The organism is Neobacillus muris, from assembly GCF_943193175.1.
GTDB lineage: Bacteria > Bacillota > Bacilli > Bacillales > Cytobacillaceae > Neobacillus > Neobacillus muris.
In genome coordinates this window covers 19,296-43,627 of sequence record NZ_CALPDF010000034.1, presented here as the reverse complement: position 1 = coordinate 43,627, position 24,332 = coordinate 19,296, and the positions used below count along the sequence as shown (strand labels likewise).

Below are 24,332 nucleotides of genomic sequence, written 5' to 3'. Positions count from 1 at the left end.
TAAAATTATGAATAACCCGTCAAATGTCGGGTGTTATTCTGTCACGGACAAATTGCTCGATCTACAAACGAATTTTTTATTACGGATTGGATGTGGGCTAAAAAAGTGGAAAAAAAAATGGAACAGCTGCTCTATAAAGGTTTTACTTTAATGAAGAGTCTGCAAACGGCTTTTTTAAATGACTGGGGAGAATTATTGTCTTCTTTAGAAAAGCAAAATGAGCATTTTGCAGTTGAGTACGGCGGGATGATCCAATATGCCATTCAGTCGCTATCTAAAGAAAAAACAAATAGTATAGACTCGTATATTCTTTCTCTGTTACAGGAGTGGCAAAGGCGGTTTTCAACTCATTACGATGAGTATGAGGCGATCTCCTTTATCACAACGATCGAAACCATTTTCCATAAACTGCTGGCTAAAGCCCCTGCCAGCACATTGCTTGATCACCAGGCTGTCCAAGCCTTCTTTTTACGAATACTTGACCAATCCTTATTAACCCAGGATTCCGGTATGAGAATCGAACGATGGGCAAGAATGATTGTATCCTCAAACTTTGTCCCAATGAAGTGGCTTGCTGTCGTAAAAAAGGGCCAGGAGGAATACCAAATTGAATATGTGACATGTTCCGACCAGCACCAAGTGGACAATCATTTGCTAGATATGTGTTTATCATTAAAGGCACAGCAGCTTGATTACCTCTCAATCGCGATCGATCGGCTGATTGGAACAAAAAAGGAGAAGGCGCCAATTATACAAATCCCCTGCTTAAACGACACACTGCTTGTCTGCTTGCTGGAAAATGGTTCAATTAGCCAGCAGCAAATCGGGGTCATTCGAGATATGTATTTGCGTCAATTGAAAGTTCAGCATCTCGAGAATAAATTGGATTTGAAAAATGCCTGTTTGCTTTTCTTACAGCATTTGCTGCCTTCCAGAAGTTCGGAAGCTGCCGTTAAAGCCATTGCGCGCGGCCTGGTTGAATATCTGCCCTTCAAGCGATGTGCATTATTTTTATATGATCACTCAGAACAAAAAGGGATCGGACTGGCCGGATATGATGTAAATCCCACCTCCATTCAGCCGATAAGAGAGAAAATATTCCAGATTCCCTTTATCCAAAAATATTTAAATAAATCAACCTATTCCCATCAGCTTTACTTTTCAAATGCTTCTGATGTGATACCCGAAAAATACATTCAGGCCTTTAAATTAAAATCAATCGTTGTGCTCCCTTTATTCGCGCCAACTAAACAGCAACTAGTAGGAATCGCCTTTTTGGATCAAGGAGAAAATTCAGAGTTTATCATTGCGCCACAAACGTTGATGACTCTTATCAAATTTGGCCAGTATGCAGGGGAACGCTTGTATTCCATCGGGGAAGAAAACCCCCAACACATTGCTGCACCCAGCACCATCCTTACACAGCGTGAACGTGAAGTATTAAAGCTGATCGCTGACGGCGCTTCCATTAGTGAGGCAGCCGAGGAGCTCCATTTAAGCAGCTATACAGTCCGGGACTATGTCTCGGTCATTATTCAAAAACTATCAGCTAAAAACAGGACGGATGCCGCTGTGAAAGCGATTAGAATGAATTTAATCTCTTAAGGCGGTTGCAAAGGATCATTTGGCAAGGTACAATTTCCCCTAAAGAAAGAGGTGGATAAGAGATGTGGAAAGAATTTAAGCAATTTGCCATGAAAGGAAATGTGCTTGATTTAGCCATTGGAGTCATTATCGGAGGGGCATTTGGAAAAATTGTTTCCTCGCTGGTTGCCGATATCATTACTCCGATTATAGTATTATTAACAGGAAGAGTGCACGTTGAAGACTTGGCCTATAAAGATATCAAATACGGTGTCTTTCTGCAAAATGTCATTGACTTTTTTGTTATTGCTTTTTCTATTTTTCTTTTCGTGAAATTTTTAAACCGGTTCAAAAGGAAAGAAGAGCCTAAGAAAGTGGAAGTCAAGCTAGAACGGAGCGAGGAACTGCTGGCCGAAATTCGCGATTTATTAAAAGAAAGACAAGATTTATTTAAAAAAGATGAAACATCTTGACCACAATATCGTATATCATAAATGTAAGAAATTATTTCAGAGGTGAAGAGGAATTGTATACACAAACATCTTCAGTTGATTTTATGCCCTCCGTGTTACGGACGTTTGCATTGTCACTTGCCATTGCCTTTGTCGGCACCATGGCAGGGTCATTCGTACCACCCGCTTTAATTTTGCCGTTATCGATTTTAGAATTAGTTATGATCATTGCCGCTGTGTTTTTTAGGCGTAAAAAAGCGATCTCTTATTCGTTCTTATATGTCTTTACGTTTATTTCGGGGATAACGTTATACCCAATTGTTGGCTATTACGTGGCCACAGCAGGTGCCAATATCGTATTGATGGCATTTGGAAGTACAACCATTGTTTTTTCAGGAATTGCCGTTTATGCCGCAAAATCAAAACGGAATTTTTCGTTTTTAAGCGGATTCCTGTTAGCGGCACTGCTCGCCCTAGTGGCTGTCGGAATTTTTAACTTGTTTGTTCCGCTAAGCTCAACTGGTATGCTGGCCTATTCCTTTATCGGGGTTCTCGTTTTCAGCGGTTATGTTTTATTTGATATCAGCCGGATGAAGCACTATGGGGTCAGGGCGGAAGATGTGCCGTTAATGGCATTAAGCTTATATTTGGACTTTATCAATCTTTTCATCAGCATCCTGCGGATACTCGGGATCTTAAACAGCAAGGATTAATGGAAAGGCCGCCATTTAGCGGCCTTTTTTTAGCGTTCCAGCGTTTTTGGCACGATCCCTCGCATGAAAAAACTGAGTCCGATTTTTTTGCAGACAGTTAAATAATGCATGAGGCATAAGAGAACCGCCCCAGTATTCAACCCAATAATGACTCCATCCATTCTCCATTCCGGCATTGATCCCAGCCAGAAAATGATGGCAAAGCTGACAATATGTGACCAAATGACATGATAAAAGGCTTCTTTGATCAAATCAAGCCCGAGTAAAAATCCCTGCAGCGGAATAATAAAATAGTGGAAAAGAAAATAGGGCCATAGTAACTGCAGATAGATGGCCGATGTGTCCGATTTAAAAAACAATCCCGTCAATTGTGGGGCGAAAAAGTAGAAAACCGCCACCGCCGCTGTTCCATATACCAAGGTAAGCTTCATTACCTGCTGGAGCATTTTTTGCAAATTTTGATAATTATTTTCTGCATGGGTTTTAGATACACCCGGAATCAGAACAATCAAGAGGGAATGGGCAATAAATGCCGGAAAAAAGCCAATTGAGGCCGCAATCCCCATCAGCATGCCAAAATGCTCGGTCGCTAATGTCTCGGTCAACCCTGAATGCTCCAACGCCGCTTTTATTAAAAAAGGCTGAATCGCACCGGTAAAGGCTGAAAACAACCGCATGCTTGTTGTTGGGATAGATACGGCCATTAAATTCTTTCTTACCGTTTTCCGGTTTAGATTTGAAAAAGGCATGCTCTTTATGTGCTGAAACTGAATCATAAATAAGTAGAACAAATAGAGAAAAGTGATCAATTCACTGCCGATAAATGTCCCAATGGCGACTAGCAGCGATGCTTGGGCATCGAAATCGAAGAGCCGAAACAAAATAAATAATGCAGCCAGCTGCACCAGCTTTCGCAAGAAGTTGGAGACAGCAATTCTCCCCATCTGCTGTCTGCCCATAAAATAGCCCCTGGCGACAGACGTAAAGGAAATAATCGGGATTAGCAGGAGGACCAGCCATCTTATATACGGATGGTAAGAATTAAAGACGGGTATAAAGGGAATCAGCACTGTACCTGCTAAAAATAAGACAACAGTAAAAATAACTGTAACCGTAATAGCGTGGTAAAGGATATTTCGGTGATACCGATCCTCCCTTTCGGCAATTAACTTGGAGATCGATACAGGCAATTCAAAGCTTGCCAATAGGACAATAAGAAAAACCGTTGGCAAAATTGACATATATAATCCTAAGCCATGAGAACCTAATTCGCGCGCCAAAATCATGTTTACCAGCATCTCGATACCTTCTCCTAAGCAGGCAGCTGCCGCTAAAAAGAAAATACTCTTGTAGTAACCTGCCATCATTGCATCTCCTTCTATTCATACTCCTTTATATACATATGAGACAAGTCCTTTGAATAGTAGGGAGAATTTTTTCATCAAAAAAGACCTTCCAAAATACGATTGGAAAGTCTCTGAATTTATTGGATTAAAGAATGCTTAAACGCATAAATTACTGCCTGCGTGCGGTCTTGCACATCCAATTTGCTGAGAATATTGCTGACATGCGTTTTAACGGTCTTGAGAGCAATAAATAACTCATCGGCGATTTCCTGATTGCTTTTTCCCTCTGCCATCAGGAGTAATATTTCCAGCTCCCGGCTGGTTAGCTCTTCATGAGGCAGATGCTGGGTTTTCTGGCGCATTTTCAGCATCATTTTTCCGGTTACTTCTGGTTCTAGCACTGATTGCCCATGGAACGTATCCCGGATGGCATTAGCGATGTCGCTTGCCTTAGACGTTTTCAGCATATAACTGGAAGCCCCTGCCTCCAGTGCCGGGTAAACTTTTTCATCATCTAGGAAGCTGGTTACAATAATGACTTTTGCTTCCGGCCATTGTTCAATAATTTTTCTAGTAGCTTCGATGCCATCCATTTCCTTCATGACTAAATCCATAAGGATGATATCTGGCCGAAGCTTAAGCGCCAGTTCTGCTCCTGTTTTTCCATTATCAGCCTCTCCAACCACTTCAATATCCGGCTGGGCGGAAAGATAGGCGGAAACGCCAATTCTCACCATTTCATGATCATCCACAAATAATACCCTAATCATGTGCATCCTCTCCCTTATTTACAACAGGAACCTTTACTTCCAGCCTTGTCCCTTTATTTTTAACGCTGATTACTTTTACCGTTCCGCCTATTTCCAAGGCACGCTCATTAATGTTTTGCATCCCATAGGAGCCCGCTTTATCTTCCTCGGCTTCGAAACCGACTCCATCATCCACCACTCTCAAGATCACTAGATCATCCCGTTTAATTAGTAGAACCTCTAAAGTGCTTGCTTTCGAATGCCGTAACGTATTGGATACAGATTCTTGCAGAATGCGGAATAAATGGTCCTCCACCCCTTTATCAAGCGGAAATTCCTCTACCTTCCAATTAATATTCATGGTGACTTTTTGGGATAATTCCATTAACAGTTCTTCCATTCCCTCTTGCAGCGATTTATTCTTCAAGGGGACAGGGCGCAAATGGAGCAGAAGGGCACGCATTTCCAGCTGGGATTGGTGGATCATCGCTTCCACCATCTTAAGCTGTTTAGTTTCATAAGTTTCTTCAGTATGCTGTTTTGTTTCATTAATCGCCGACATCATCATAGAGGCCGCAAAAAGCTGCTGACTGACGGAATCATGCAATTCCCGAGCCAGACGATTTCGTTCCTGTTCAATAATTTCTTGTATCCGGGATTCCTGTTCTTCCACTTTCTCCGTTGCCAGCCGCTGTGATAGCTTAGCCTGCTCAGATATCTGCCTGCCAATCTTCTCAATCCTTCCGGCAATGGTTTGCATCTCGGTTACAGAAGGATTGGCAGGCCATTCTAAATGTTTTCCTTCGGCTAATTGATGCAGCGATTGGTCAATCGTTAAGAACTGCCGTCTCCAGTATAGGCCGGTAACGGCTCCCAAAAGAATTCCCATTGCTAGGCTAAAGATTGGAATAAACACTATGATAGGTATATCCATAAAATGTCTTGTCCATAATTCAGACCAGTTGTGCAATGGAAAAACAACCATAAAAACAGCACCAATCATGACAGCAATCACCATGGCAAAGCCGGCACTCCAGACAATTTGACGACCTGTCGCGCTCATATCCGGCTCACCTCTAAATTTCCTACAAGAACGGAAGTAAAGATTTTCACCTTTTGCTCAGCCGTCTCATAGCCAGATGTTTTGAATTGGTAGACCTGGTTGAAGATTTTATCCTCATGGTTTTCAAATATCGTGGTTGAACCCGCTATACAGGAATGATGGACATTGACTTCAATCTCATAAGGGACAAGAATCTTTAAGTTCCCAACCAAGCTGCGGATGAAGATAACCGTTTCCCCTTTGGGCAGCATGGTATAACTTAGGTCAATGACATTATCCCCAATACCGGTTTGTATATTGATATCATTCCAGTCATAAACCCCTGCTGGCGTTTTTTGCTGCCCGATAAAATTATTTTCAAACAGCGGGGTTATTTTAATCAGCATTTCCTTTTGAGCGGCCATCCCAGGTTCCGTAATATTGAGAGCTATCTTGTTTGGCTGTCTTTTGGAGTTTAAATATTGAATAAAAAAGTGCAGTAAAATAGCAAGCAATAGAAACTTAAACGTCATCATGTTAAAAACACAAATGGCTAAGAAAGCAATGCCTCCGTAAAATAACAGCTTGCCGCTCTTTTTTCCCCGCTTTTTCCTGCCTAAATAAATCATTCCGCCAGAAATAAAGAGAGAGAATATTAGCCCTCTGTTAAAAAACAAGATTTCCAGAAGCAAAACAACCGCACCGATGAATACCAGCCATCCGGTATATTCATTCTTAAAATTTTTAAACATGGGCTCACCCTCCCTTTTTTTAGTCTATGCTTTTTTCTATGGGTAAAAAGGCGTAGAACCCTACGCCTTTTAGCATACCATGGATTGGCATTAAATGGACTTGCTTTCTTGCAATTTCATGTCTTTTTCTAACTCAGCGATTCTTGCATCGATGGTGCTGCGATAGTAAGAACTATTTACCTTTTGTTCTAAACAATCGAGATAGTTTTCAATTTCTGAAAAACGGGAAAATGGCTGGCTGGAGTCACCATTTGTTTCTAATACTTGGTTGATTCGGTGGTTAGCGCGGGCCAGATTCTCTCGGCCCATTAACTCCATTCTGCGAAGCTCCATATCTTTCAATTTATGCTTCATTTCCCCATATTTTCTTTCCAAATCTTTGAGGCCAGTCTGTGCCTGATCGAGTGAGGCTTCGAGCCGCTTTGCCCTTTCAGTAAAAGACTGATGCTCAGCCAGTGCGAATTGAGCCAGTTCAGTTTCACCGGCTTTAGAGGCAACCTCAGCTTGGTGCTTTCTTTTTTCAGCTAATCCGACTGCCTGCTGGAATTCCTTAGCAAATTCCTCTTTCAGGTTATATTGGCGTTCAAGAAGCTTGCGGACTTTTTCGGTTTCCTGCTCACATTGGCGAAGATATTGGTTAAGCATTGCGATTGGATTCTTGCTTTCCTTTTGATCCATAGCCTCATGTAAATCGGCCATCACTGTGTTTTTAATTCTGCTAAATAGGTTTGCCATCGTTTTGTCTCTCCTTTATTTTGCAATTGTATTTTTTATCCAATTTTTGTAGAATTGCTTGCTCATTTTGTAGAATAAATTGAAATTTTGAAGAATAATGCTTCTTTTTTGTAGAATCAACCTAATTTCGGATAAAGATTGGAAATTTTATCCATTTTTTGTTGAATTCATCCCTAATTTTGTAGAATTCGACCGATATTTTGTTGAATCCCTCCGTCATTTTGTAGAAAAACCACTTTTATCGGTTCAGTTCATTCCACTGCTTCTCAAAATTGACAAATGGATCTGATTCTTCCTTAATAGTAGTGTGCTTAGTTTCATTCCACTTTTTATAAACAAGGTACAGAACATATGCCGCTGCGGCTCCAATTAAGGCAGGAGCATTATGGATCGATGCCATCAGCACAACAAATCCAATGACCCCAAGAATGATTTTTGCAACCATTGAATCTGCCTTTAAAAATTGTTTAAAGATAAAATACAGTAAGGCTAAGCTAATCACTAGGCCTGCCATGGGACCAATGGTTGAAAGCAGGATAACAGCTGCAATGCCTCCAGCCAATAATAATCCAAATTTCTTCATTTCCTTTTCACTCCTTTGTTTATCTTGATTTCATCTTACCTTTTTTTAAAAGCTTTCATAATTGCGCCTAAGCTTGATTTTCAACTCGGTCTTAAGACGTAGAAAGGGCCAGCCGCTTTAAAGAGACTGACCCTTTCATTTATTTGGAGATAAACATTTGTACCCAATAATGCCCGTAGGAACCGCCTTTTGCGTAACCAACGCCAATTCGGGTATTGGCACTTAATATATTGGCCCTGTGCCCTGAACTGTTCATCCATGATTGGACCACAGCCTGCGGGGTGGTTTGTCCAGCAGCGATATTTTCTGCAGCGGACCGGTAGCTGATGCCAAAAGCCTTAATCATATCAAACGGACTGCCATAGGTGGGGCTTGTATGGCTAAAATAATTTTTGTCCCTCATATCCATCGCCTTATAGCGGGCTACCCTTGAAAGCTCCCAATCCGCTGTCATTGGCTTTAACCCGTTTTTGGCACGCTCTTGATTGGTCAAGTCAATCACTTGGCTTTCAATCGATTTCACTCCCCCTAAATCAGGAATTGTAACCTTTTGTCCCGGATAAATGAGTGCCGGGTTTTTAAATTGGGGGTTGGCCGCAATGATTTCTGAGAGACCTACTTGGTACTTGACGGCAATTTTCCAAAGTGAGTCACCCGGCTGAACTGTATAAATTTGCTGGGCAAACGAAACACTCGGAATACAGAATAAAGATAAGAAAAACAGAAACCCAATCCATAATGATTTTTTCATTTTTTCGCCTCCTCCGAATATATATTTTTGATTTGCGGTTCAAAATATACAGCAGATTTGAATTATTTTTGTCCTGCTAAAATGAAAGAATCTTAGCAAGATCCCCCCTTCTTCTGCATATATCTTTACAAAGCTTGTGAATCAACAGCCACTAAAGAAAAGGGGGATATCTCTAATGGCTCTGTGGTGGGTCACAACTATAGGATTTGTAATCTGCCTTGGCATTGCAGGCGGAGTAATGGTGCATTTTTTGAGAACGGTACTTGATACAGAGGATTCTGTTCGAATCGATAAGCTCAACAGTCCAAAAGACCAACCAAAACCCTGAATAGGGTTTTTTCATTTTAGTCACGCTGCGTCGGCATCCGTCTCAAACGTTTTCAACCACGGTGACTTGCAGGGACATTTTTCCGGCTTTATGAACCGGATTGTTCTTTTCAGAATGTTTTTTTCCCAGCCATTCGTTCTCTTAAAGAGAGAAATTTTTATTTACCGGCAAAGTTCACAATTTTACCGGCACTTTATCCAGGTTTACCGGCAAAATTCCTTCCCTTACCAACCATTTTCTCCTGTTTACCGGCACTTCCCCGCACATGATTTTTTAAAATGTAGGAAAAATTAAACAGGAATACATTATGGACAACGGGAGGTATTTTATGAGCACAAATGAAGGGATCCCGCAATTTCCGAAGCCCTATTGGCGCGATCTTGATTTGCCTTCTTTTGATAAATTGGACAACGATCTCAGCGTGGATGTGGCAATTGTAGGAGCTGGAATTACTGGGATCACAGCCGCCTACTTGTTAACAAAAGAAGGAGTAAAAACCGCTTTAATCGAAGCCGGCAGCGTTTTAAATGGCACCACCGGCCACACTACTGCCAAGCTGACGGCCCAGCACGATATAATCTACGATGAGTTAATTGGCCATTTTGGCGAAGAAAAGGCCAAGCTATATTATGAATCTCACATGGAAGCCGTAAGTTTTGTGGAAGCTGCTGCCTTAGAACACCAAATTGATTGTGATTTTAGCAAACAGGATGCCTATGTATATGCAACGACAGAACAGACCTTAGGCAGCCTGCAAACGGAACTCGATGCCTATCAAAGACTTGGAATTTCTGGAGAGCTAACAGATGCCATTCCCTTTGACATACCTGTGAAGGGTGCCCTAGTGATGCATGAACAGGCCCAATATCATCCGTTAAAATTTCTTCGGGCTTTATTGGAGGAAGCTGTCAAGACTGGCTGCTCTGTATATGAAAATACAACTGCAGCCGACATCGAGGATGATGAATCAAATCCAAAAATCATCACCAAGTCTGGGCATAAAATCACCTGCCAGCATGTTATAATGGCGTCCCACTGGCCATTCTATGACAAACCTGGGCTGTTTTTTGCCAGAATGTACGCGGACCGATCCTACGCCATCGGAATTACCACCGGCAAGGACTATCCGGGCGGCATGTATATTAGCGCTGACAGCCCATCCCGATCAATTCGCTCTACCCCAATCAATGGGAAAAATCTTCTTATCATTGGCGGGGAAGGCCACAAAACCGGTCAGGGCATAGACACTATGAAACATTTTGAAGCACTCGAAAAGTTTGCTGAAGAGGTTTTTGGAATCAAAGAGTATTTGTATCGCTGGTCAGCCCAAGATTTAGTAACCCTCGACCGAGTGCCCTATATCGGTCCTCTAACCAAAGAACGAAAAAATATTTTGGTGGCTACCGGATTTAAAAAATGGGGTATGACGACCGGAATTCTTGCCGGACATTTGCTGCGGGATTATGTTGCAGGGAAGGATAATCGGTATATGGAGCTTTATTCTCCCTCCCGTTTCCAAATGGACCCGGATGTTTGGAGTGCCATCACCACCAATCTAGATGTAGCTAAGCATTTAATTAATGGAAAACTAGAATTTGTTCCGAGAGAACCCGAGGAGCTGCTGGCAGGTGAGGGCAGCGCTGTCATGTTTAATGGTAAACGGGCAGGCGGCTATCGTGATGAAAATGGCAAGCTGTATGTTGTCGATACAACCTGTACCCATTTAGGCTGTGAATGCGAGTGGAACCATGGGGAAAAAACATGGGATTGCCCATGCCATGGCTCGCGATATGACATTAACGGGGAAGTGATTGAAGGTCCAGCAGTCAAACCGTTGACCTTGCTGAAAGAAGAATAACTTTCTTCCTGCAGCTATTGTCTTTTGGCTGCGATAAATAGATGACCAAGATGAAAGCAAAACGAATAAAGACATAACGCCTCCTGATTATGGAGGCGTCTATCTGTATGGACTATTGATCCTTTGGACGGTTCCGCTTTAAAGCTTCTCCGGTTTCGAACTCAACCAGTTCTTCCGCAGTCCGCATCGCTTTTTTTCGATTATTATTCCTCTGGGCATTGGCATTTCCTAGTTTCTGTCTTCCCATACCTGACATCTCCTTTAATAGAAAATTCAATGATAGTATGGGTGAAAAAGAAAAGGGTTATTCTTTCTCTAAGACAGGTGCCTTGCGATATTTAGTCAACCGCTCGTATGCATAGGCTGCTTCAATTAAAGCCGGTTCACTGTAAGCTGCGCCGGCAAAGGTAATGCCAACCGGTTCGCCACTGGACGTATAGCCTGCAGGCATGGCAATGGATGGGTACCCAAGCATGGCACTGATAATGGACCCTTGTTCGTGAGGGAAAATAAGCATATCCAAATGATAGGTTTCTAATGCGTAATCAATTCCTCGTTGAGAGGCATGATATAGATTATATTCTAACGAATGGATATATTCGGCTTCTTTTAACGATCCGCTTGTGGCTTCAGAAGCCGCAAGAACAGCCTGTCCGTATTTAAGCATGGCCTTTTCATGCTGTTTGTTAAATTCGATCAACCCCTTCAAAGTCCGAATTGGAATTGAGGGATGCAGCCGGGCAAAATAAGCATTTAAATCCGGTTTAAATTCATGCGTTAACACATTCATGTCCCATTCCACATTGGCACAAGGGATTTCAATATTTTCCATTACTACAGCGCCTGAGGCAGCGAATACGTTGAAGGCATTTCGTACCACCTGCTGTTTATCTTCAGGCAATTTTTCGAGAAATCCATTACAAGCAATTCCAATACGCTTGCCGCTAAGACCATTCTTTAAAAGATGCTTCGTGAAGTCCTTCTCCTCAAATGGGTTTGTTTTCGTAATCGGATCTTGCTCATCCCTTCCGCATAAAGCACTTAAAAGAATCGCAGCATCTTCGACTGTTCTTGCCATCGGACCGGCCGTATCCTGTGTATGAGAAATCGGAATAATCCCCCTTCGGCTGATAAGACCCACAGTTGGTTTAATGCCCACCAAGGAATTCTTACAGGAAGGATTTAAGATGGAGCCCGATGTTTCCGTTCCCACTGCTGCTGCTGCAAAATTGGCGGCAACAGCTGCCCCGGAACCAGAACTGGAGCCGCCAACATCAAATTTTCCTGGTCCGTACGGATTTAGAACCTGCCCGCCGCGGGAGCTGTAACCATTTTTCATATTTTCCGCCATGAAATTGGCCCATTCCGTCATATTGGTTTTACCGAGAATTACAGCACCTGCTTTGCGCAATTGTTCTGTCACATTAGCGTCTTTCAGAGCGATAGAGTCTTTTAGGGCAAGTGAACCCGCACTTGTATGCATTTTATCATGGGTATCAATATTATCCTTGATTAAGATCGGAATCCCATGTAAGCGGCTTCGGGGTCCAGAGAGCTTTCTCTCTTGGTCCAATGCCTCCGCAATATGCAATGCGTCGGGATTGATTTCAAGTATGGAGTTAATTTTCTGATCATATACTGAAATCCTATGTAAATACAAAAGCACCAATTCTTTTGAAGTAAGCTCTCCTCTTTCCAATTTTTCTTGCATTTCGTTAATGGTGGCTTCTTCCAGCCATTCCTCACTCAGTTGCTTTAATTTTGGATTCTCCACTGTTTCCCCTCCCTTTGCCTTTATTATAAATGAAATTCATTGAATTTTTTGCATTATTAATGTTAAATGGCGTTCTTTGTTCGACTTTTCATAAATCCATTAGTCACGTATCTTGATTGATAACATATCCTAATGGCAGAGGTACTTAAAAAAACGACCGAAGCTTATTCAGCCCGGTCCCATAAACGCAAGATGGTTATGAATAATCCATCCTCATTAAAACAGGGTGGATTATTCTTTTTGTTTTTCATCCTCATCTCTCATCACTCTCTGCCAGCCATAATCAAAACGTTTTCAGACTAAAGCGCACCGCCAAAAAGCCAAGAAACCCAATAATAGAGAACGACTAAGGTAAATAATGTTGCCGGCGGGATGACTAGTGCTGTTGTTTTCATATATTCTTTCCAGGTTATCATCACTTTGCCTTTCCTGACAATATGCATCCACATAAGTGTAGCCAATGTTCCTATTGGCAAGAGCAATGATCCCATGTCACTTCCAATGACATTTGCCAAGTAGGCGATTTTTAAGGATAGGTGATCGAGATTCATGTTCATTAAGGTGAATGTTCCAATCATAAGAGCGGGGTGGTTATTAAAAATGTTGGACATTACTAGCAGCAGAACACCCATTAATACACTTGTATGAAGCAGGCTGCCAGAAACCATAGGCTGCATAAACTCAATGAGCAAGTCTGAAAGCCCCATATTATTCAAGCCATAGATAATGACATACATTCCAAAGGCGAAAACAATAATATACCAAGGGGTCTTTTTCAGCATATCCTTCGGAGGTATTTTTAAGTAAGCCCATCTCCATGCCAATAAGATACATGAACCGATAACCGCCATTAAGGGGACAGAAATACCCAAGTACGAAGCGACAAATAGGCTGACACGAACAGATAAAACAAATAACAGGACATTTCTCATAAATCTTGAACGATCCTTCTCCGAGTCATAAGTCATCGGGCTCAGTTTAAGCGGATGGTAGGAAGGAAGGGTCAAACCCTTTACTTGTTCTGGGACCTTCTTTGGGAGTACTTTTTTAAAACGAAGAAACAATAAGCATGTTAGCAGAATCAATCCAAGCGTTGCCGGAACAAACATCATGGCCGTCTGCAAATACAAATCCATGTCGACAATTTTTAAGGAGATCAGATTGACAATATTGCTGACACCGATTGGCGCACTGGAAGCCGTCGCAATTAAAGCACCTGACATTAGATAAGGTATTTTTTGATGATTTTTTAAACCCATATTATTGAGCAGCATAACTAAAATGGGTGTGGTGATTAAAATACTTCCGTCGTTATTAAAAAACAGTGTCATGAGAAAACATAATAGATTCACGTACCAAAATAACCGAATTCCTGACCCTTTCGCTCTTTCAGCCAGCTTTTCCGCCGTCCAATGAAAAAAACCGAAGCTTTCTAAAACGATTGCCATTACGATGGTGGCCATAATGGTAATCGCAGCGCCGCTAATCGTTTCAATGATCATCCTCAAGTCTGTTATGGAAACACTTCCTATGAGGATGATAATGACTGCACCAACGGATGCCGGGATGGCTTCATTCATTCCTTTTGGTCTCCAAAGTATAAATACTAGTGTAATCAAAAAAGTTATTACTGTCATCCAAGGCACTACATCTATATCTCCTTTCATCTGGCTGTTGTAGATGAGCCAATCCTTGTTGGGGCATCCTTTCATTCCTAATACTTCAGATGTCCCCCCCTTCCATCTATCCCTGTTGTTGTCTTGTACTATATCTATATGTATTGGAAGAAAGACAGGCATTAGGTTTGTACCCGTTTTTTTGGAATTCCACGGGGGTCTATACGAATGTAAAGAGGTCTGCCGGTAAATCTATCAGGCGGGACTTCGGGCCAAATAAACCAAAAAGAGCGAAATATCCTTTCGCCCAGTGCAATATGTATTCATAACATAACCTGCCCATAGTTTCAGGACAGGTTACCTTTCATGGCCAGTGTACTACTTTTATATGAGGAACTTTCCAGAAAATAGTTTCTCCGCTTGCAATATTTAACTCAGCAATATTATGGTTTACTAGTTTTAGCAGGCCAATTTTATGAGGATGGTCACCCAAATCAAATACTACTAGGTTTCCTTCTAGTTTTCTCAGCTGGTCCTCCATAGAACGCTGCAGTGGAATATTTGTAGGCTGGACCGGTAAATCTTCATTTGGGAGTGTATAGGGAGTTATATTGCTTTGGTATGGAGTAAGCCATTTTAAATGGTTTAATGAAACGAGCATTGTTTTATATACAGGAGAATAAAAAACAAAATAATCATTCAAGACACTGGTTACGTAGCCATGAATCGACCTATTTCCGGTCACAAAAATCTCCAAAAATTTTCCTTTGGCATTCATAAGTGTTTTTCTGTAAGAAATATTTTTTGATTCTTCCATAATTGGCATTTCAGGCGGGGTTCCGTCCATTTCCAATTCAATTAAATCGTCAGCCCGTAGATTATGAATATGAAAAAAAGGAATATATAAATAATCTTTTCCGTTGTAAATAACAACGATATCTGGGCCAATATCGATCAGGATACCCTGAAATAGCGTTTTTCCGGAAATCTCAATCTCGACTTTTTTTCCTTTTAATGCCATGATATTTTTCAATGGGATTTCCCCTTTTCAGCAGAAATTTCTTTAGCCCCTATCTGTTTATGCACGGTATCTTGGTTTTAGATGAAATGGATAAGATTCCAGGCATCTTTTTTATCATGAGATGCCTGGTTTTAAAACGTTATTTTATCGGGGCTTCCATACATAATCGATTTTTTTAACGACCCTTTCATATCTGGCGCCGCCGGAACTGCTCGAGCTGCTGGAGGTCCTGCTGGATTCCATTCTAGAACTTTTGCTGGTGGAACGAGCATTTTTTTCTCCGCTTTCTTCTTGAGCCTTTGAAACATCCTCATTTGAATTATTTTGCTGAGAGTTGTTGTTCTGCTTTAAGGCTCCTTTTGGTCCAGAGCTAATACTTTTAATATGATATGGATTAATCCTTAAGACTTCATCATTGCTGACAATTGTATAATGTCCACCCATCCCTTGAACAAGCACTCCCTCAATCGCCTCAGGGCCTCCCCTATTGATAGATACCCATTTATGGCTCATTTGTCCAAAAAGATCATGGAAATCATCCGCACGGTAATATTCAGGAATTTGCACTTGCTGTCCTGAATCCTGCGTGCTGCTATTTTCATTGTTATTATTGTTGTATTCACTAATGCTCTTAATATGGTGAACATTGTAGTAGACCACACCATCATCTTCAGTCAAGAGTGCTACATAATTACCGGAAGTATCCAAAAGCATACCCGTTTTCGATTCAGGTCCTCCTAGATTAATCTGAACATACTTTTCAATAAACTTCTCCATTAACAAGTCAAAGCTGCCTGCACGATAAAATTCATATGGCTCTCTTGAATTATTTTGATAGCGGGGCATAGAATTAGACTTACTGTTTTCGCTAATGCTTTGGAGATGCTGGGTCCGATAATAGACGACAGTGGGCTGTTGATTTTGGTTTTGGTTCTGGTTATTTTGATTGTTATTATTGTTGTTATTGTTGTTTTGTGCTAGAACACATATATAATCTGATTGAACATCTAGTAACGTTCCTTGTTTGCTTTCAGGGCCCCCTTTATATACCTGTACATCCTGGCCAATTAATGATTTAAGAAATGAATGGTACGCATCCAGCGGAATTGATGGATTTGATTGGTTCAGTTGATTGGAATGATTGCCTTTCCTTCCTGCCATTTAGTTATTTCCTCCTTGTCATATATCCATAGGGGATAGTTATAATTCATGTATACGTACACCTGACTAATCGTGCGATGGAGAAATTGCCTATTTATTTAAAAAGTCACTTGTGTCTATTTATTCTAAATCCATCAAGTGATTTCTTAGGTAATTCCGCCTATCTTCTATAAACTGAATAATAAACTCCGGTTCCTTGTCAAAAATATTCAATTGCCCATTTAGATAAGGATCGAGGTTATAGTGGGGGCGAATGGCAGAATGCAAATTGTTGATTTGTGGTTCCATTGCCTCTTTCGTAAAATTTTCATTTAAAATTTGTTTCAGCAATTTTGCATATTCCTTTTTAAATTGATCGATATCCAATAGTCTGGCTGTCAGGGTATTAAAACCTTGTATACGCACATAGTCATATTCCATTTCTTTTCCATAGATATCTCTTCCCCATGTCGCATCGTAATCCCATGGAATTATTTCATAGAGTCCCGTTTCACCGTTTCGGTAAATGGCATAATTATGAACAAAGCCATCGTAATTCTGCGTACAAACAACTCCTGCCAGCCAGCGGAAGTACTGATGAATATTTAATAGCTTAGGGATAACGGTCTCAAATTCCTGCTTTAAGGATGTATTCAATTGATATATGAAATCTTCAAGGGAAAGCAAGTCCTCTTTTTCTCCTATTTTCAATTCGTAGCCTGCCGATAATTTTGATTTAGCCTTGTTATCCTCCGGACTTAATAATGAAAAGTTGGCGTCGTCGTTGATGGCATAAAAGATGGGTCCCATTGGGAGATTCCTTTTTTTTAAAAAGTTATCATCAACCGATTCCAACTGAAGATAGATTCCTTCCATCTTCCCGTTAATAGAAAGGAGAATATGCCTGGAAGAAGGAGAAAGACAGCCAATTTGATGAAAGAAGTCAAGTGAAAGCTTATTGCGTATCAAGGAAGGGTCTTTGTATTCCGAGTTTAAATGTACCTCCTTTATCCCTAAAAAATTCGACCTAAAAAGTGAAATATGATAGGACTTCTTTCTAAACTTCCTTATATGTGATCCCCTGTAGGATAGGTCAATTTCTGCTCTCTTTTTTCCAATTCTTAAAGAAGCAGGAACAGGGTCATCATTCCAAATATCCGATTTAAGCTCCCGCAAGTCAGCAGGATTTATAAAAATATCAATTCTAGGCAAATTCATCACTATAAGCCTCCTTTTGCATTCAATAAATCGTATGTACCAATGCAAAAAGAAGTTCTTAAATAGACGGAAGTATATTTTTAGAAACACAGTATGTTTGTCTATTCAGAGTGGTTCCACAAACGTAAATTGTAGTACAGGGTGGAAGATGCTTTTAATTGGATCTGCCTGATGAAAAAGAATGGAGGTTTATTAATGAGGTATTACAGGAAAAGAGATATTGAACAAGCGGTTGAGGATGTAACTGCATATGGAATGGATGAATATCTAGCTCAAGAACCTGTAGCCAACAGATCTTCCTGCTGTAACAGCAGCAGGCGTTCTCGCGGCTCTGGACGCACGCGCGGTACTGGACGCATACGCGGCACTGGGCGTACACGCGGTACTGGGCGTTCCCGCCGTTCTGGATGTTCACGCCGTTCTGGACGCTCCCGCCGTTCTGGATGTTCCCGCCGTTCTGGACGTTCTCGCAAATCTGGACGTTCTCGCAAATCTGGACGTTCTCGCAAATCTGGACGTTCTCGCAAATCTGGACGTTCTCGTAAATCTGGACGTTCTCGTAAATCTGGACGTTCTCGCAAATCTGGACGTTCTTGCGGATCTGGGCGTTCTCGCCGTTCCGGGCGTTCTCGCAGATCTGGGCGTTCTCGCCGTTCCGGGCGTTCTCGCAGATCTGGACGCACTCGCGGCACTGGACGCACTCGCGGTACTGGTGGATGTTGTTCAGGGGAAGTTAATTATGCTACCAAAAAACGCATTTGGCAGAATGGAAATATGACAGAATTAAGATTAAGCCGATAATACAAGATCAAACAGGCATGCTGCAAGTGCATGCCTGTTTTCTTTATGAACTTCGTCCGCATCCGCTGATGGAATCGAAATCGGCTGGGAAGCCATGCATTTTTACCGCTTCAGCTTCTCTTCCGGTACCGCAATCTGCCCCTTATGGAAGATTCTTTTATGAAGCGAAACCTTTAATTCCTTGGAAAAACGTTTCAATTCCCTTTCTTCTCTTTCCGTTACCAGCGAAATGACGATGCCATTTGCCCCCATGCGCCCAGTCCGGCCTGCACGGTGTACATATTGAGCTAAATCCTTTGGAAAATCCACATTCACCACGTGAGAGATTCCTTCGATATCAAGTCCTCTAGCGGCAACATCAGTTGCTGCCAGCATGCCGATTTCCCCATTACGGAATGATTTAAGTGTGGACTGGCGGTCCAATTTTTTCATATCACTATGCAGAATTCCCACAGAAAGATCCTTAAAGCCCAATTTCTGATTAAAAATCTCCAACTCACCAATATCATTGATAAAAGCCAAAGATTTGCTTTTTTCTAACCGGGCAATCTTCTCCAACAGCTTAATTTTATCTCTTCTTTCACACATAAAGTAAATATGCTCGACATCTCCAGATCCAGCAGCTTGTTGATCAATCTTTATTATTTCAGGATCCTTCATGATCTCTTTCGCCTTTTGTTCAGTTTCCGGCTTCAAAGTTGCTGAAAACAGCACGATTTGGCGATCTCCCATCGTCGGCTTTATAATATTCTGTACCGTACTATAGTGTTCAGCAACCAAAAGCTGATCCCCTTCATCCAATACCAACAGCTTTACTTCATGCATCTTTACCTTTTTCTGATTGATCAATTCAAGCAATCTTCCAGGTGTTGCAAAAATAATATGAGGGCGTTTTTTTAATTTCTCCAACTGCCGCTTAGGATTGGCCCCTCCGATAATTGAAGCTCCTCTAATGCCGCTGTTCTCTGACCACTTTTGAAATTCCTTAAAAATTTGCATGGCCAGTTCCTGAGAAGAGGCTAATACAACGGCTTGCAGGGACTGTGAGTCCGCATCTATTTTCTGGAGTAAAGGCAGAAGATAGGCAAGGGTTTTTCCAGTGCCTGTCGGAGATTCAGCCAGTACATCCTTCCCTTCCAGAATAACGGGAATGGCTTTCTCTTGAATGGCAGCAGCCGATTGAAAGCCAGATTTATTCCAAGCTTCTTGAATAAAAGGTTTTAGCGTATTTAACATGTTTTACTCCTTTTTTCCAAACATTTTTCTTATTATTTCCCTAATTTCCATATCGTATTGATACTACCTAAGAAAAGCAAAGGTGTCCAACATTTTCTGTTACATATGAAAGGTATAGAGGAGAATCCAAGTCAGATGATAGAAGAGGACAGAAAAATAAAGGATGCTCGCTGAAACCATGAGCCGCTTTATTAATGCAGTTATGGGGTGTATAGTTATGAGAACAATTAAAACAATGGGCAGGAGAACTTTTATGACATAAAAATAAGACCAGTCTTTTTCTATGACAAGTTTCATAATTGGGTTGCCTTCTTCTATAACACCAGATATAATCCCATAATGTGTCAAAGCAGCATCCACCATTCCCGAAAACAGCAAAAATAATCCAAGTTTCATTGCATTCCCCTCCCCTTTTTATCATTATTGACTCTTTTACTATGTATGAACCACGATGTTTCAATCACTGGCTAATGGTGTATACCATCCAATCATACCATAAAAACCACAAATTCGTTCTTAATTAAGAACAAACTCTTTCAAAAATTGCTGTCCGTGATTTTTGAAAGGTTTGTGAACATTTTCCTAAAACTGGTTTGCCCAGTCCAAAAGGATGATAGAATAAAGCATCAAGCTCATTAACAATATAATGGAGTTGAATATAATGTTTATAAAAATTAATATAGTCTTCTCCATACTGTTTTTTCTATTAGGATCGAACGTATTGGCAGATTCTGATTGGAGAACTCCCGCCTCTTTATCAGGAGCGGCAGTTACCGAGTTTGCAATCGGCGAAGCAGCAGTATCCCAAGGTCAAACAAAGGCTTCAGAATCAGCCGCTGAAAAAGAAAAAACGTCTGGCGAATCCGTTTCGGCCATTCAATCCGTTGATCCAAAAAAGGCTCCATTACTCAACTATATACTTCCAATCTCTGTGGGAATCTTGAGCATGATCGGCATCGGAAGCTACTGGCTCATTTATCGCAGAAACCATCTCTAATCGATGTTATAAATAAAACTATTAAAAGCGTAATCCGTTATTGGACTACGCCTTTTTGCTGACTTTACATACATCCTACTTCCCTTTAAATTCTGCCTTCCTTTTAGTAAAAAAGGCGGTTACCCCTTCAATAGCATCTTCACTACCTCTCACTGCCATAATGTGTTCGAGTTCAATCGATGTTCCTTCAGTAATCGGCAGGTCACTGCCCCTATTTACAGAGTCAAGTATTCCTTTCATGGCCAGCGGCGGCCCTTCGGCCAATCGGGCGGCCCATTCAATTGCTTCATCCATGAGGTCCTCATGTGGAACAACCCGATTAATCATTCCATATCCCAATGCCTTTTGAGCAGAAATTCTCTCTCCTGACAGCATCAATTCAACAGCTCTTCGCCTTCCAATCAGCCTTGGCAGGCGCTGGGTTCCTCCATATCCTGGAATAATGCCAAGCCGGACTTCAGGAAGGCCAAATTCTGCTTCCTCCGATGCAATCGCCAAATGGCAGGCCATTTGCAGCTCATTTCCTCCTCCTAAAGCTTTTCCATTGACACAGGCAATAATCGGCTTCGGAAACTGCTCCAGACGCAGAAAAAAATCATGGACATGCTGTATATTGGCCCGAGATTGTTCTTGATCGCTCATATCACCGAATTCGGAAATATCAGCCCCGGCGGAAAAAACTCGATCACCTGCACCGGTCAAAAGAATGGACCGAATCGAATCATCCTTTTCCAGTTCGTTAAAAATGGCGGCCAATTCTGAAAGGGTACTTCTGCTTAAGGTGTTCATTGGCGGACGATTAATCGTGACGAGGGCAACCTGGCCCTTCATTTCTAATAAACAATCCATCTTACTTATCTCCCATTCTATTAGAATGTAAAAAGGTCAATGCCTCCGGCAACAGGAAGCCCTGCCCCTGTTATATATCCCGCCTGTTCTGAAACAAGGAAGGCAATAGCATTGGCAATATCTTCCGGTTCTCCCGGGCGTTTAAATGCCGTTCTGGCAATCATTCTTTCCCGCATCGAAGGATTCGTAAATTCAAACGCTTCGGTTTTGATTATTCCTGGCACGATGGCATTCACTGTTATATTGTATCTGGCTCCCTCCAAAGCAAGCGATTTGGTTAAACCCAGAATTCCAGCCTTGGTGGTCGAATAGCTAGCCTGCCCATAGCCTCCAAGCGTTCCGGCAACGGAAGCCATATTGATAATCCTTCCCCAATTCTGCTCCTTCATATAGGGCCAAACAGCTTTGCAGCAATTATAGGCACCCGTTAAGTTTACCCGTAGGTCCCGTTCCCAAAAGCCATCATTTTGGTCCTCAATTCTTGCTGTATGATCTAAAGTTCCCGCATTATTAATCAGAATATCAATCTTCCCAAATTGTTCCTTAACTTGTTTCATCACAGTCTCCACTTCAGATCGGTCGGTTACATCCATTTTAAAGGCAGCAGCCTTCCTTCCCATTTCCCGAATTTGCTCTGTAGTGGATTTCGTATAAATTTGTTTGGTCTGCGTCATGATTTGTGCGATTGGACCAAGCGACTCTGAAGTATTCTCAAGATTTTGGTCGTCCTCTATTAAAATGTCCGTTACAACCACATCCGCTCCTGCCTCGGCAAGCTTTAAAGCATCTGCTCTTCCCAAGCCCCGGGATGCCCCTGTAACCAAGGCAACTTTTCCTTCTAAAGGCAGTGTCATTTTCCTCTCTCCCCTTCTGTAAATTTCAGTGATAACCCCACTGCCGCTTCGTTAGCGGCAGTCTGCAAATCAGTAAATTTTTCTTCAGCATAGGCCAGGGCAATGACTTCTTTATATTTCCTCTGAATTTCCGGAAGACGGACTTTTAGGGAAGGTGTAAGCTCACCATCCTCTACTGTCCATTCCTTGCCAAGGACAATCACTTTTTTCGGCTGCTCATGCTTGGCAAATGGATGAGTGTACTTAACAACTTCCTTCGTCAACAGCGCCTGTACTCCTGGATGTTTGATTAATTGGCTAATATCATTTGGAAGCCCTTTCTTTTCAGCCCATGGCAAAAGAGATTCAAAGCTTGGCGTGATCATGGCAATGACATACTTTTCGTCCTGGCCGATGAGGACCGCATTTTGAATATATCTGCTTTGTGTAATGGCATTCTCCACTGGCTGGGGTGCGACATTTTTTCCCGTTTTTAACACAATGATCCGTTTTTTGCGGTCAACGATTTTTAAAAAGCCATCTTCATCCAGACTGCCGATATCACCGGTTAAAAACCAACCGTCCTCGAATACCTCCTCCGTTGCTTTGGAGTCTTTGTAGTAGCCCTTCATCACACTTGGCCCTTTTACCATCACTTCTCCATCGGGCGCTATTTTCACTTCAAGATTTGGAAGCGGCTTACCTACCGTTCCCACCTTCGTTCTCAGCATCGGATTGGTACAGACCACAGGGGATGTTTCGGTTAAGCCATAGCCCTCAAGTGCTGGAATATCAACCGCCCAAAAGAACCTCCCAATCTCAGGATTCAGTGCGCCTCCTCCAGAAATCAGCCCGCGGATTCTGCCGCCCATTTTCTGTTTCACTTTGTTATAGACTAGGGCATTGGCCAGCTTCCATTGTCTTCTGAGCTTTTTAGGGATAAAACCGTTTCTCATCATGCCATCAAAGGTCTGATTTAAATAATGTTCATATCTCCTATGGCCCACCTCGATCGCCCAGTTAAATATCTTCTTTCGCAACGGGGTACCTGATTCCACCATCTGTTGTGCCTGTGCATACACTTTTTCAAACAGCAGCGGAACACTGATTAATACAGTGGGCCTGACTTCCAGCAGATTTTCTGGGACTTTGTCAATCCCTTCTGCGTAGGCAATCGTCGATCCGGCGGATAAAGGCATAAACTGGCCTGCCATGCGTTCGAATACATGGGACAAAGGCAAATGGGACAGCAGTACATCCTTTGGAGTTGCCTCAAGCACCCAGAACTGAACCCCTTCAATGTTGGAAAGGAGGTTACCATGGGTTAACATCGCCCCCTTTGGCTTCCCCGTTGTTCCGGAAGTGTGGATAATCGTGGCAAGATCATCTCTTGAAATTTCCTTAAACTCATCTTCCCAATTTTCAATGGGATGAATCGACCCGAGATAGCCCAAATGGTCAATCGAAAAAAGCTGGTCTGTTTCTGTAAAATTCTCAAGCGGGTAAAAGATTGCTGTAGGAAGTGGCGCAGCGGCTTCTGGATGAATGATTTTCTCCAAATGATGGTGATCCTGCACAAAAATAAACTTACAATCAGCATTGTTTAAAATGTATGCAATTTGATCTGAAGGCAATGTGGAATGGATCGGCACACTAATAGCACCTAAGCTCATGATCGCCAGGTCGCTGATTGGCCAATTGGGGTTGTTTTCTGAAAGAATCGCCACTTTATCATCCTTTTTCACGCCAAAGCGGGCTAGCCCTGCTGCAACCTGTCTCACCTTAGTCCAAAAGGAAAGATAACTGATCCCTTGATAGGTTCCGTTTTTTTTCCATAAAAAGGCATCCTTTTCGGAATAACGCTCTACCGTCCGGGACACCATTTCCACTAAATTATTAGGTTTCATTTGACACCTCCTATCTAATTTCGCTAAATGCAGCTATCGTACTGCAG

General features: G+C 41.9%; 25 protein-coding genes. 6 read left to right on the top strand and 19 right to left on the bottom strand.

Annotated elements, in window-relative coordinates; all coding sequences use genetic code 11:
• Positions 1-105: 105 nt before the first annotated feature.
• From NFS43_RS18365 to NFS43_RS18355, 3 genes are all read left to right on the top strand, one after another.
• Positions 106-1,605 carry a response regulator transcription factor gene (locus tag NFS43_RS18365; RefSeq protein WP_251554228.1) on the top strand — a complete coding sequence of 500 codons (1,500 nt, stop codon included), beginning with the start codon at positions 106-108 and terminating at the stop codon, positions 1,603-1,605.
• A 62-nt stretch (positions 1,606-1,667) separates the two neighbouring features.
• Complete coding sequence (gene mscL, locus NFS43_RS18360; protein WP_251554227.1) at positions 1,668-2,057, top strand: large conductance mechanosensitive channel protein MscL; 390 nt, start codon at positions 1,668-1,670, stop codon at positions 2,055-2,057.
• An 83-nt stretch (positions 2,058-2,140) separates the two neighbouring features.
• Positions 2,141-2,749, top strand: coding sequence for a Bax inhibitor-1/YccA family protein (locus NFS43_RS18355; RefSeq protein ID WP_420910345.1), 609 nt, complete (start codon positions 2,141-2,143; stop codon positions 2,747-2,749).
• A gap of 29 nt (positions 2,750-2,778) precedes the next feature.
• On the opposite strand, the gene NFS43_RS18350 is transcribed toward NFS43_RS18355, so the two are convergent.
• The 7 genes from NFS43_RS18350 to safA all read right to left on the bottom strand — a co-directional run bounded on the left by NFS43_RS18350 (position 2,779) and on the right by safA (position 8,707).
• Complete coding sequence (locus NFS43_RS18350; protein ID WP_251554225.1) at positions 2,779-4,113, bottom strand: polysaccharide biosynthesis protein; 1,335 nt, start codon at positions 4,111-4,113, stop codon at positions 2,779-2,781.
• A 119-nt stretch (positions 4,114-4,232) separates the two neighbouring features.
• Complete coding sequence (locus NFS43_RS18345; RefSeq protein WP_251554224.1) at positions 4,233-4,865, bottom strand: response regulator transcription factor; 633 nt, start codon at positions 4,863-4,865, stop codon at positions 4,233-4,235.
• Positions 4,858-5,907 carry a sensor histidine kinase gene (locus tag NFS43_RS18340; protein ID WP_251554223.1) on the bottom strand — a complete coding sequence of 350 codons (1,050 nt, stop codon included), beginning with the start codon at positions 5,905-5,907 and terminating at the stop codon, positions 4,858-4,860. Before NFS43_RS18340 ends, NFS43_RS18345 begins: the two co-directional genes overlap by 8 nt.
• Positions 5,904-6,638 carry a cell wall-active antibiotics response protein LiaF gene (gene liaF / locus NFS43_RS18335; protein ID WP_251554222.1) on the bottom strand — a complete coding sequence of 245 codons (735 nt, stop codon included), beginning with the start codon at positions 6,636-6,638 and terminating at the stop codon, positions 5,904-5,906. The genes NFS43_RS18340 and liaF overlap by 4 nt, the downstream gene beginning before the upstream one ends.
• A 90-nt stretch (positions 6,639-6,728) precedes the next feature.
• Complete coding sequence (locus NFS43_RS18330) at positions 6,729-7,373, bottom strand: PspA/IM30 family protein (RefSeq protein WP_251554221.1); 645 nt, start codon at positions 7,371-7,373, stop codon at positions 6,729-6,731.
• Positions 7,374-7,611: 238 nt separating this feature from the next.
• On the bottom strand, positions 7,612-7,956 hold the full coding sequence (locus tag NFS43_RS18325) for a lmo0954 family membrane protein (protein WP_251554220.1): 345 nt from the start codon (positions 7,954-7,956) through the stop codon (positions 7,612-7,614).
• Positions 7,957-8,095: 139 nt separating this feature from the next.
• Entirely contained in the window at positions 8,096-8,707 is a 612-nt protein-coding gene (gene safA / locus NFS43_RS18320) for a SafA/ExsA family spore coat assembly protein (RefSeq protein ID WP_251554219.1), read from the bottom strand.
• A gap of 175 nt (positions 8,708-8,882) precedes the next feature.
• On the opposite strand from safA, the gene NFS43_RS18315 reads away from it, so the two are divergent.
• Together NFS43_RS18315 and NFS43_RS18310 are read left to right on the top strand one after the other, a co-directional pair.
• Entirely contained in the window at positions 8,883-9,035 is a 153-nt protein-coding gene (locus tag NFS43_RS18315; RefSeq protein ID WP_251554218.1) for a hypothetical protein, read from the top strand.
• Positions 9,036-9,363: 328 nt separating this feature from the next.
• Complete coding sequence (locus tag NFS43_RS18310; protein ID WP_251554217.1) at positions 9,364-10,893, top strand: FAD-dependent oxidoreductase; 1,530 nt, start codon at positions 9,364-9,366, stop codon at positions 10,891-10,893.
• A gap of 112 nt (positions 10,894-11,005) precedes the next feature.
• On the opposite strand, the gene NFS43_RS24445 is transcribed toward NFS43_RS18310, so the two are convergent.
• The 9 genes from NFS43_RS24445 to NFS43_RS18270 form a co-directional block, all read right to left on the bottom strand.
• Positions 11,006-11,140, bottom strand: a complete 135-nt coding sequence (locus tag NFS43_RS24445) for a hypothetical protein (RefSeq protein ID WP_277613971.1) — start codon at positions 11,138-11,140, stop codon at positions 11,006-11,008.
• A 57-nt stretch (positions 11,141-11,197) separates the two neighbouring features.
• Positions 11,198-12,667, bottom strand: coding sequence for an amidase family protein (locus tag NFS43_RS18305; RefSeq protein ID WP_251554216.1), 1,470 nt, complete (start codon positions 12,665-12,667; stop codon positions 11,198-11,200).
• Between the two features lie 299 nt (positions 12,668-12,966).
• Positions 12,967-14,334, bottom strand: coding sequence for an arsenic transporter (locus NFS43_RS18300; protein WP_251554238.1), 1,368 nt, complete (start codon positions 14,332-14,334; stop codon positions 12,967-12,969).
• A 313-nt stretch (positions 14,335-14,647) separates the two neighbouring features.
• Positions 14,648-15,316, bottom strand: a complete 669-nt coding sequence (locus NFS43_RS18295; RefSeq protein ID WP_420910343.1) for a DUF2642 domain-containing protein — start codon at positions 15,314-15,316, stop codon at positions 14,648-14,650.
• 132 nt (positions 15,317-15,448) lie between these two features.
• Positions 15,449-16,465 carry a spore coat protein gene (locus tag NFS43_RS18290; protein ID WP_251554215.1) on the bottom strand — a complete coding sequence of 339 codons (1,017 nt, stop codon included), beginning with the start codon at positions 16,463-16,465 and terminating at the stop codon, positions 15,449-15,451.
• Between the two features lie 120 nt (positions 16,466-16,585).
• Entirely contained in the window at positions 16,586-17,662 is a 1,077-nt protein-coding gene (locus NFS43_RS18285) for a CotH kinase family protein (RefSeq protein ID WP_251554214.1), read from the bottom strand.
• A 272-nt stretch (positions 17,663-17,934) separates the two neighbouring features.
• A complete protein-coding gene (locus tag NFS43_RS18280; RefSeq protein WP_251554213.1) occupies positions 17,935-18,354 on the bottom strand; it encodes a hypothetical protein in 420 nt (139 codons plus the stop codon).
• Between the two features lie 211 nt (positions 18,355-18,565).
• On the bottom strand, positions 18,566-19,699 hold the full coding sequence (locus NFS43_RS18275) for a DEAD/DEAH box helicase (RefSeq protein WP_251554212.1): 1,134 nt from the start codon (positions 19,697-19,699) through the stop codon (positions 18,566-18,568).
• 99 nt (positions 19,700-19,798) lie between these two features.
• The gene (locus tag NFS43_RS18270) at positions 19,799-20,095 is read right to left on the bottom strand and encodes a DUF5658 family protein (protein ID WP_251554211.1); all 297 of its coding nucleotides are present in this window, start codon (positions 20,093-20,095) and stop codon (positions 19,799-19,801) included.
• 265 nt (positions 20,096-20,360) lie between these two features.
• On the opposite strand from NFS43_RS18270, the gene NFS43_RS18265 reads away from it, so the two are divergent.
• On the top strand, positions 20,361-20,696 hold the full coding sequence (locus NFS43_RS18265) for a hypothetical protein (protein ID WP_251554210.1): 336 nt from the start codon (positions 20,361-20,363) through the stop codon (positions 20,694-20,696).
• A gap of 75 nt (positions 20,697-20,771) precedes the next feature.
• Here the strand turns inward: NFS43_RS18265 and NFS43_RS18260 are convergent, their stop codons facing one another.
• From NFS43_RS18260 to NFS43_RS18250, 3 genes are read right to left on the bottom strand one after another with little or no spacing between them, the layout of a single operon-like run.
• Positions 20,772-21,545 carry an enoyl-CoA hydratase/isomerase family protein gene (locus NFS43_RS18260; RefSeq protein ID WP_251554209.1) on the bottom strand — a complete coding sequence of 258 codons (774 nt, stop codon included), beginning with the start codon at positions 21,543-21,545 and terminating at the stop codon, positions 20,772-20,774.
• A 20-nt stretch (positions 21,546-21,565) separates the two neighbouring features.
• Positions 21,566-22,399, bottom strand: coding sequence for an SDR family NAD(P)-dependent oxidoreductase (locus NFS43_RS18255; protein WP_251554208.1), 834 nt, complete (start codon positions 22,397-22,399; stop codon positions 21,566-21,568).
• Positions 22,396-24,285, bottom strand: a complete 1,890-nt coding sequence (locus NFS43_RS18250) for an AMP-dependent synthetase/ligase (RefSeq protein WP_251554207.1) — start codon at positions 24,283-24,285, stop codon at positions 22,396-22,398. Before NFS43_RS18250 ends, NFS43_RS18255 begins: the two co-directional genes overlap by 4 nt.
• Positions 24,286-24,332: the final 47 nt, after the last annotated feature.

Coding starts and splice junctions, on each gene's coding strand:
- mscL (WP_251554227.1), top strand. CDS start 1,668: ATGTGGAAAGAATTTAAGCAATTTGCCATGAAAGGAAATGTGCTTGAT.
- NFS43_RS18355 (WP_420910345.1), top strand. CDS start 2,141: ATGCCCTCCGTGTTACGGACGTTTGCATTGTCACTTGCCATTGCCTTT.
- NFS43_RS18350 (WP_251554225.1), bottom strand. CDS start 4,113: ATGGCAGGTTACTACAAGAGTATTTTCTTTTTAGCGGCAGCTGCCTGC.
- NFS43_RS18345 (WP_251554224.1), bottom strand. CDS start 4,865: ATGATTAGGGTATTATTTGTGGATGATCATGAAATGGTGAGAATTGGC.
- NFS43_RS18340 (WP_251554223.1), bottom strand. CDS start 5,907: ATGAGCGCGACAGGTCGTCAAATTGTCTGGAGTGCCGGCTTTGCCATG.
- liaF (WP_251554222.1), bottom strand. CDS start 6,638: ATGTTTAAAAATTTTAAGAATGAATATACCGGATGGCTGGTATTCATC.
- NFS43_RS18330 (WP_251554221.1), bottom strand. CDS start 7,373: ATGGCAAACCTATTTAGCAGAATTAAAAACACAGTGATGGCCGATTTA.
- NFS43_RS18325 (WP_251554220.1), bottom strand. CDS start 7,956: ATGAAGAAATTTGGATTATTATTGGCTGGAGGCATTGCAGCTGTTATC.
- safA (WP_251554219.1), bottom strand. CDS start 8,707: ATGAAAAAATCATTATGGATTGGGTTTCTGTTTTTCTTATCTTTATTC.
- NFS43_RS18315 (WP_251554218.1), top strand. CDS start 8,883: ATGGCTCTGTGGTGGGTCACAACTATAGGATTTGTAATCTGCCTTGGC.
- NFS43_RS18310 (WP_251554217.1), top strand. CDS start 9,364: ATGAGCACAAATGAAGGGATCCCGCAATTTCCGAAGCCCTATTGGCGC.
- NFS43_RS24445 (WP_277613971.1), bottom strand. CDS start 11,140: ATGGGAAGACAGAAACTAGGAAATGCCAATGCCCAGAGGAATAATAAT.
- NFS43_RS18300 (WP_251554238.1), bottom strand. CDS start 14,334: ATGAAAGGAGATATAGATGTAGTGCCTTGGATGACAGTAATAACTTTT.
- NFS43_RS18290 (WP_251554215.1), bottom strand. CDS start 16,465: ATGGCAGGAAGGAAAGGCAATCATTCCAATCAACTGAACCAATCAAAT.
- NFS43_RS18285 (WP_251554214.1), bottom strand. CDS start 17,662: ATGAATTTGCCTAGAATTGATATTTTTATAAATCCTGCTGACTTGCGG.
- NFS43_RS18275 (WP_251554212.1), bottom strand. CDS start 19,699: ATGTTAAATACGCTAAAACCTTTTATTCAAGAAGCTTGGAATAAATCT.
- NFS43_RS18270 (WP_251554211.1), bottom strand. CDS start 20,095: ATGAAACTTGGATTATTTTTGCTGTTTTCGGGAATGGTGGATGCTGCT.
- NFS43_RS18265 (WP_251554210.1), top strand. CDS start 20,361: ATGTTTATAAAAATTAATATAGTCTTCTCCATACTGTTTTTTCTATTA.
- NFS43_RS18260 (WP_251554209.1), bottom strand. CDS start 21,545: ATGGATTGTTTATTAGAAATGAAGGGCCAGGTTGCCCTCGTCACGATT.
- NFS43_RS18255 (WP_251554208.1), bottom strand. CDS start 22,399: ATGACACTGCCTTTAGAAGGAAAAGTTGCCTTGGTTACAGGGGCATCC.
- NFS43_RS18250 (WP_251554207.1), bottom strand. CDS start 24,285: ATGAAACCTAATAATTTAGTGGAAATGGTGTCCCGGACGGTAGAGCGT.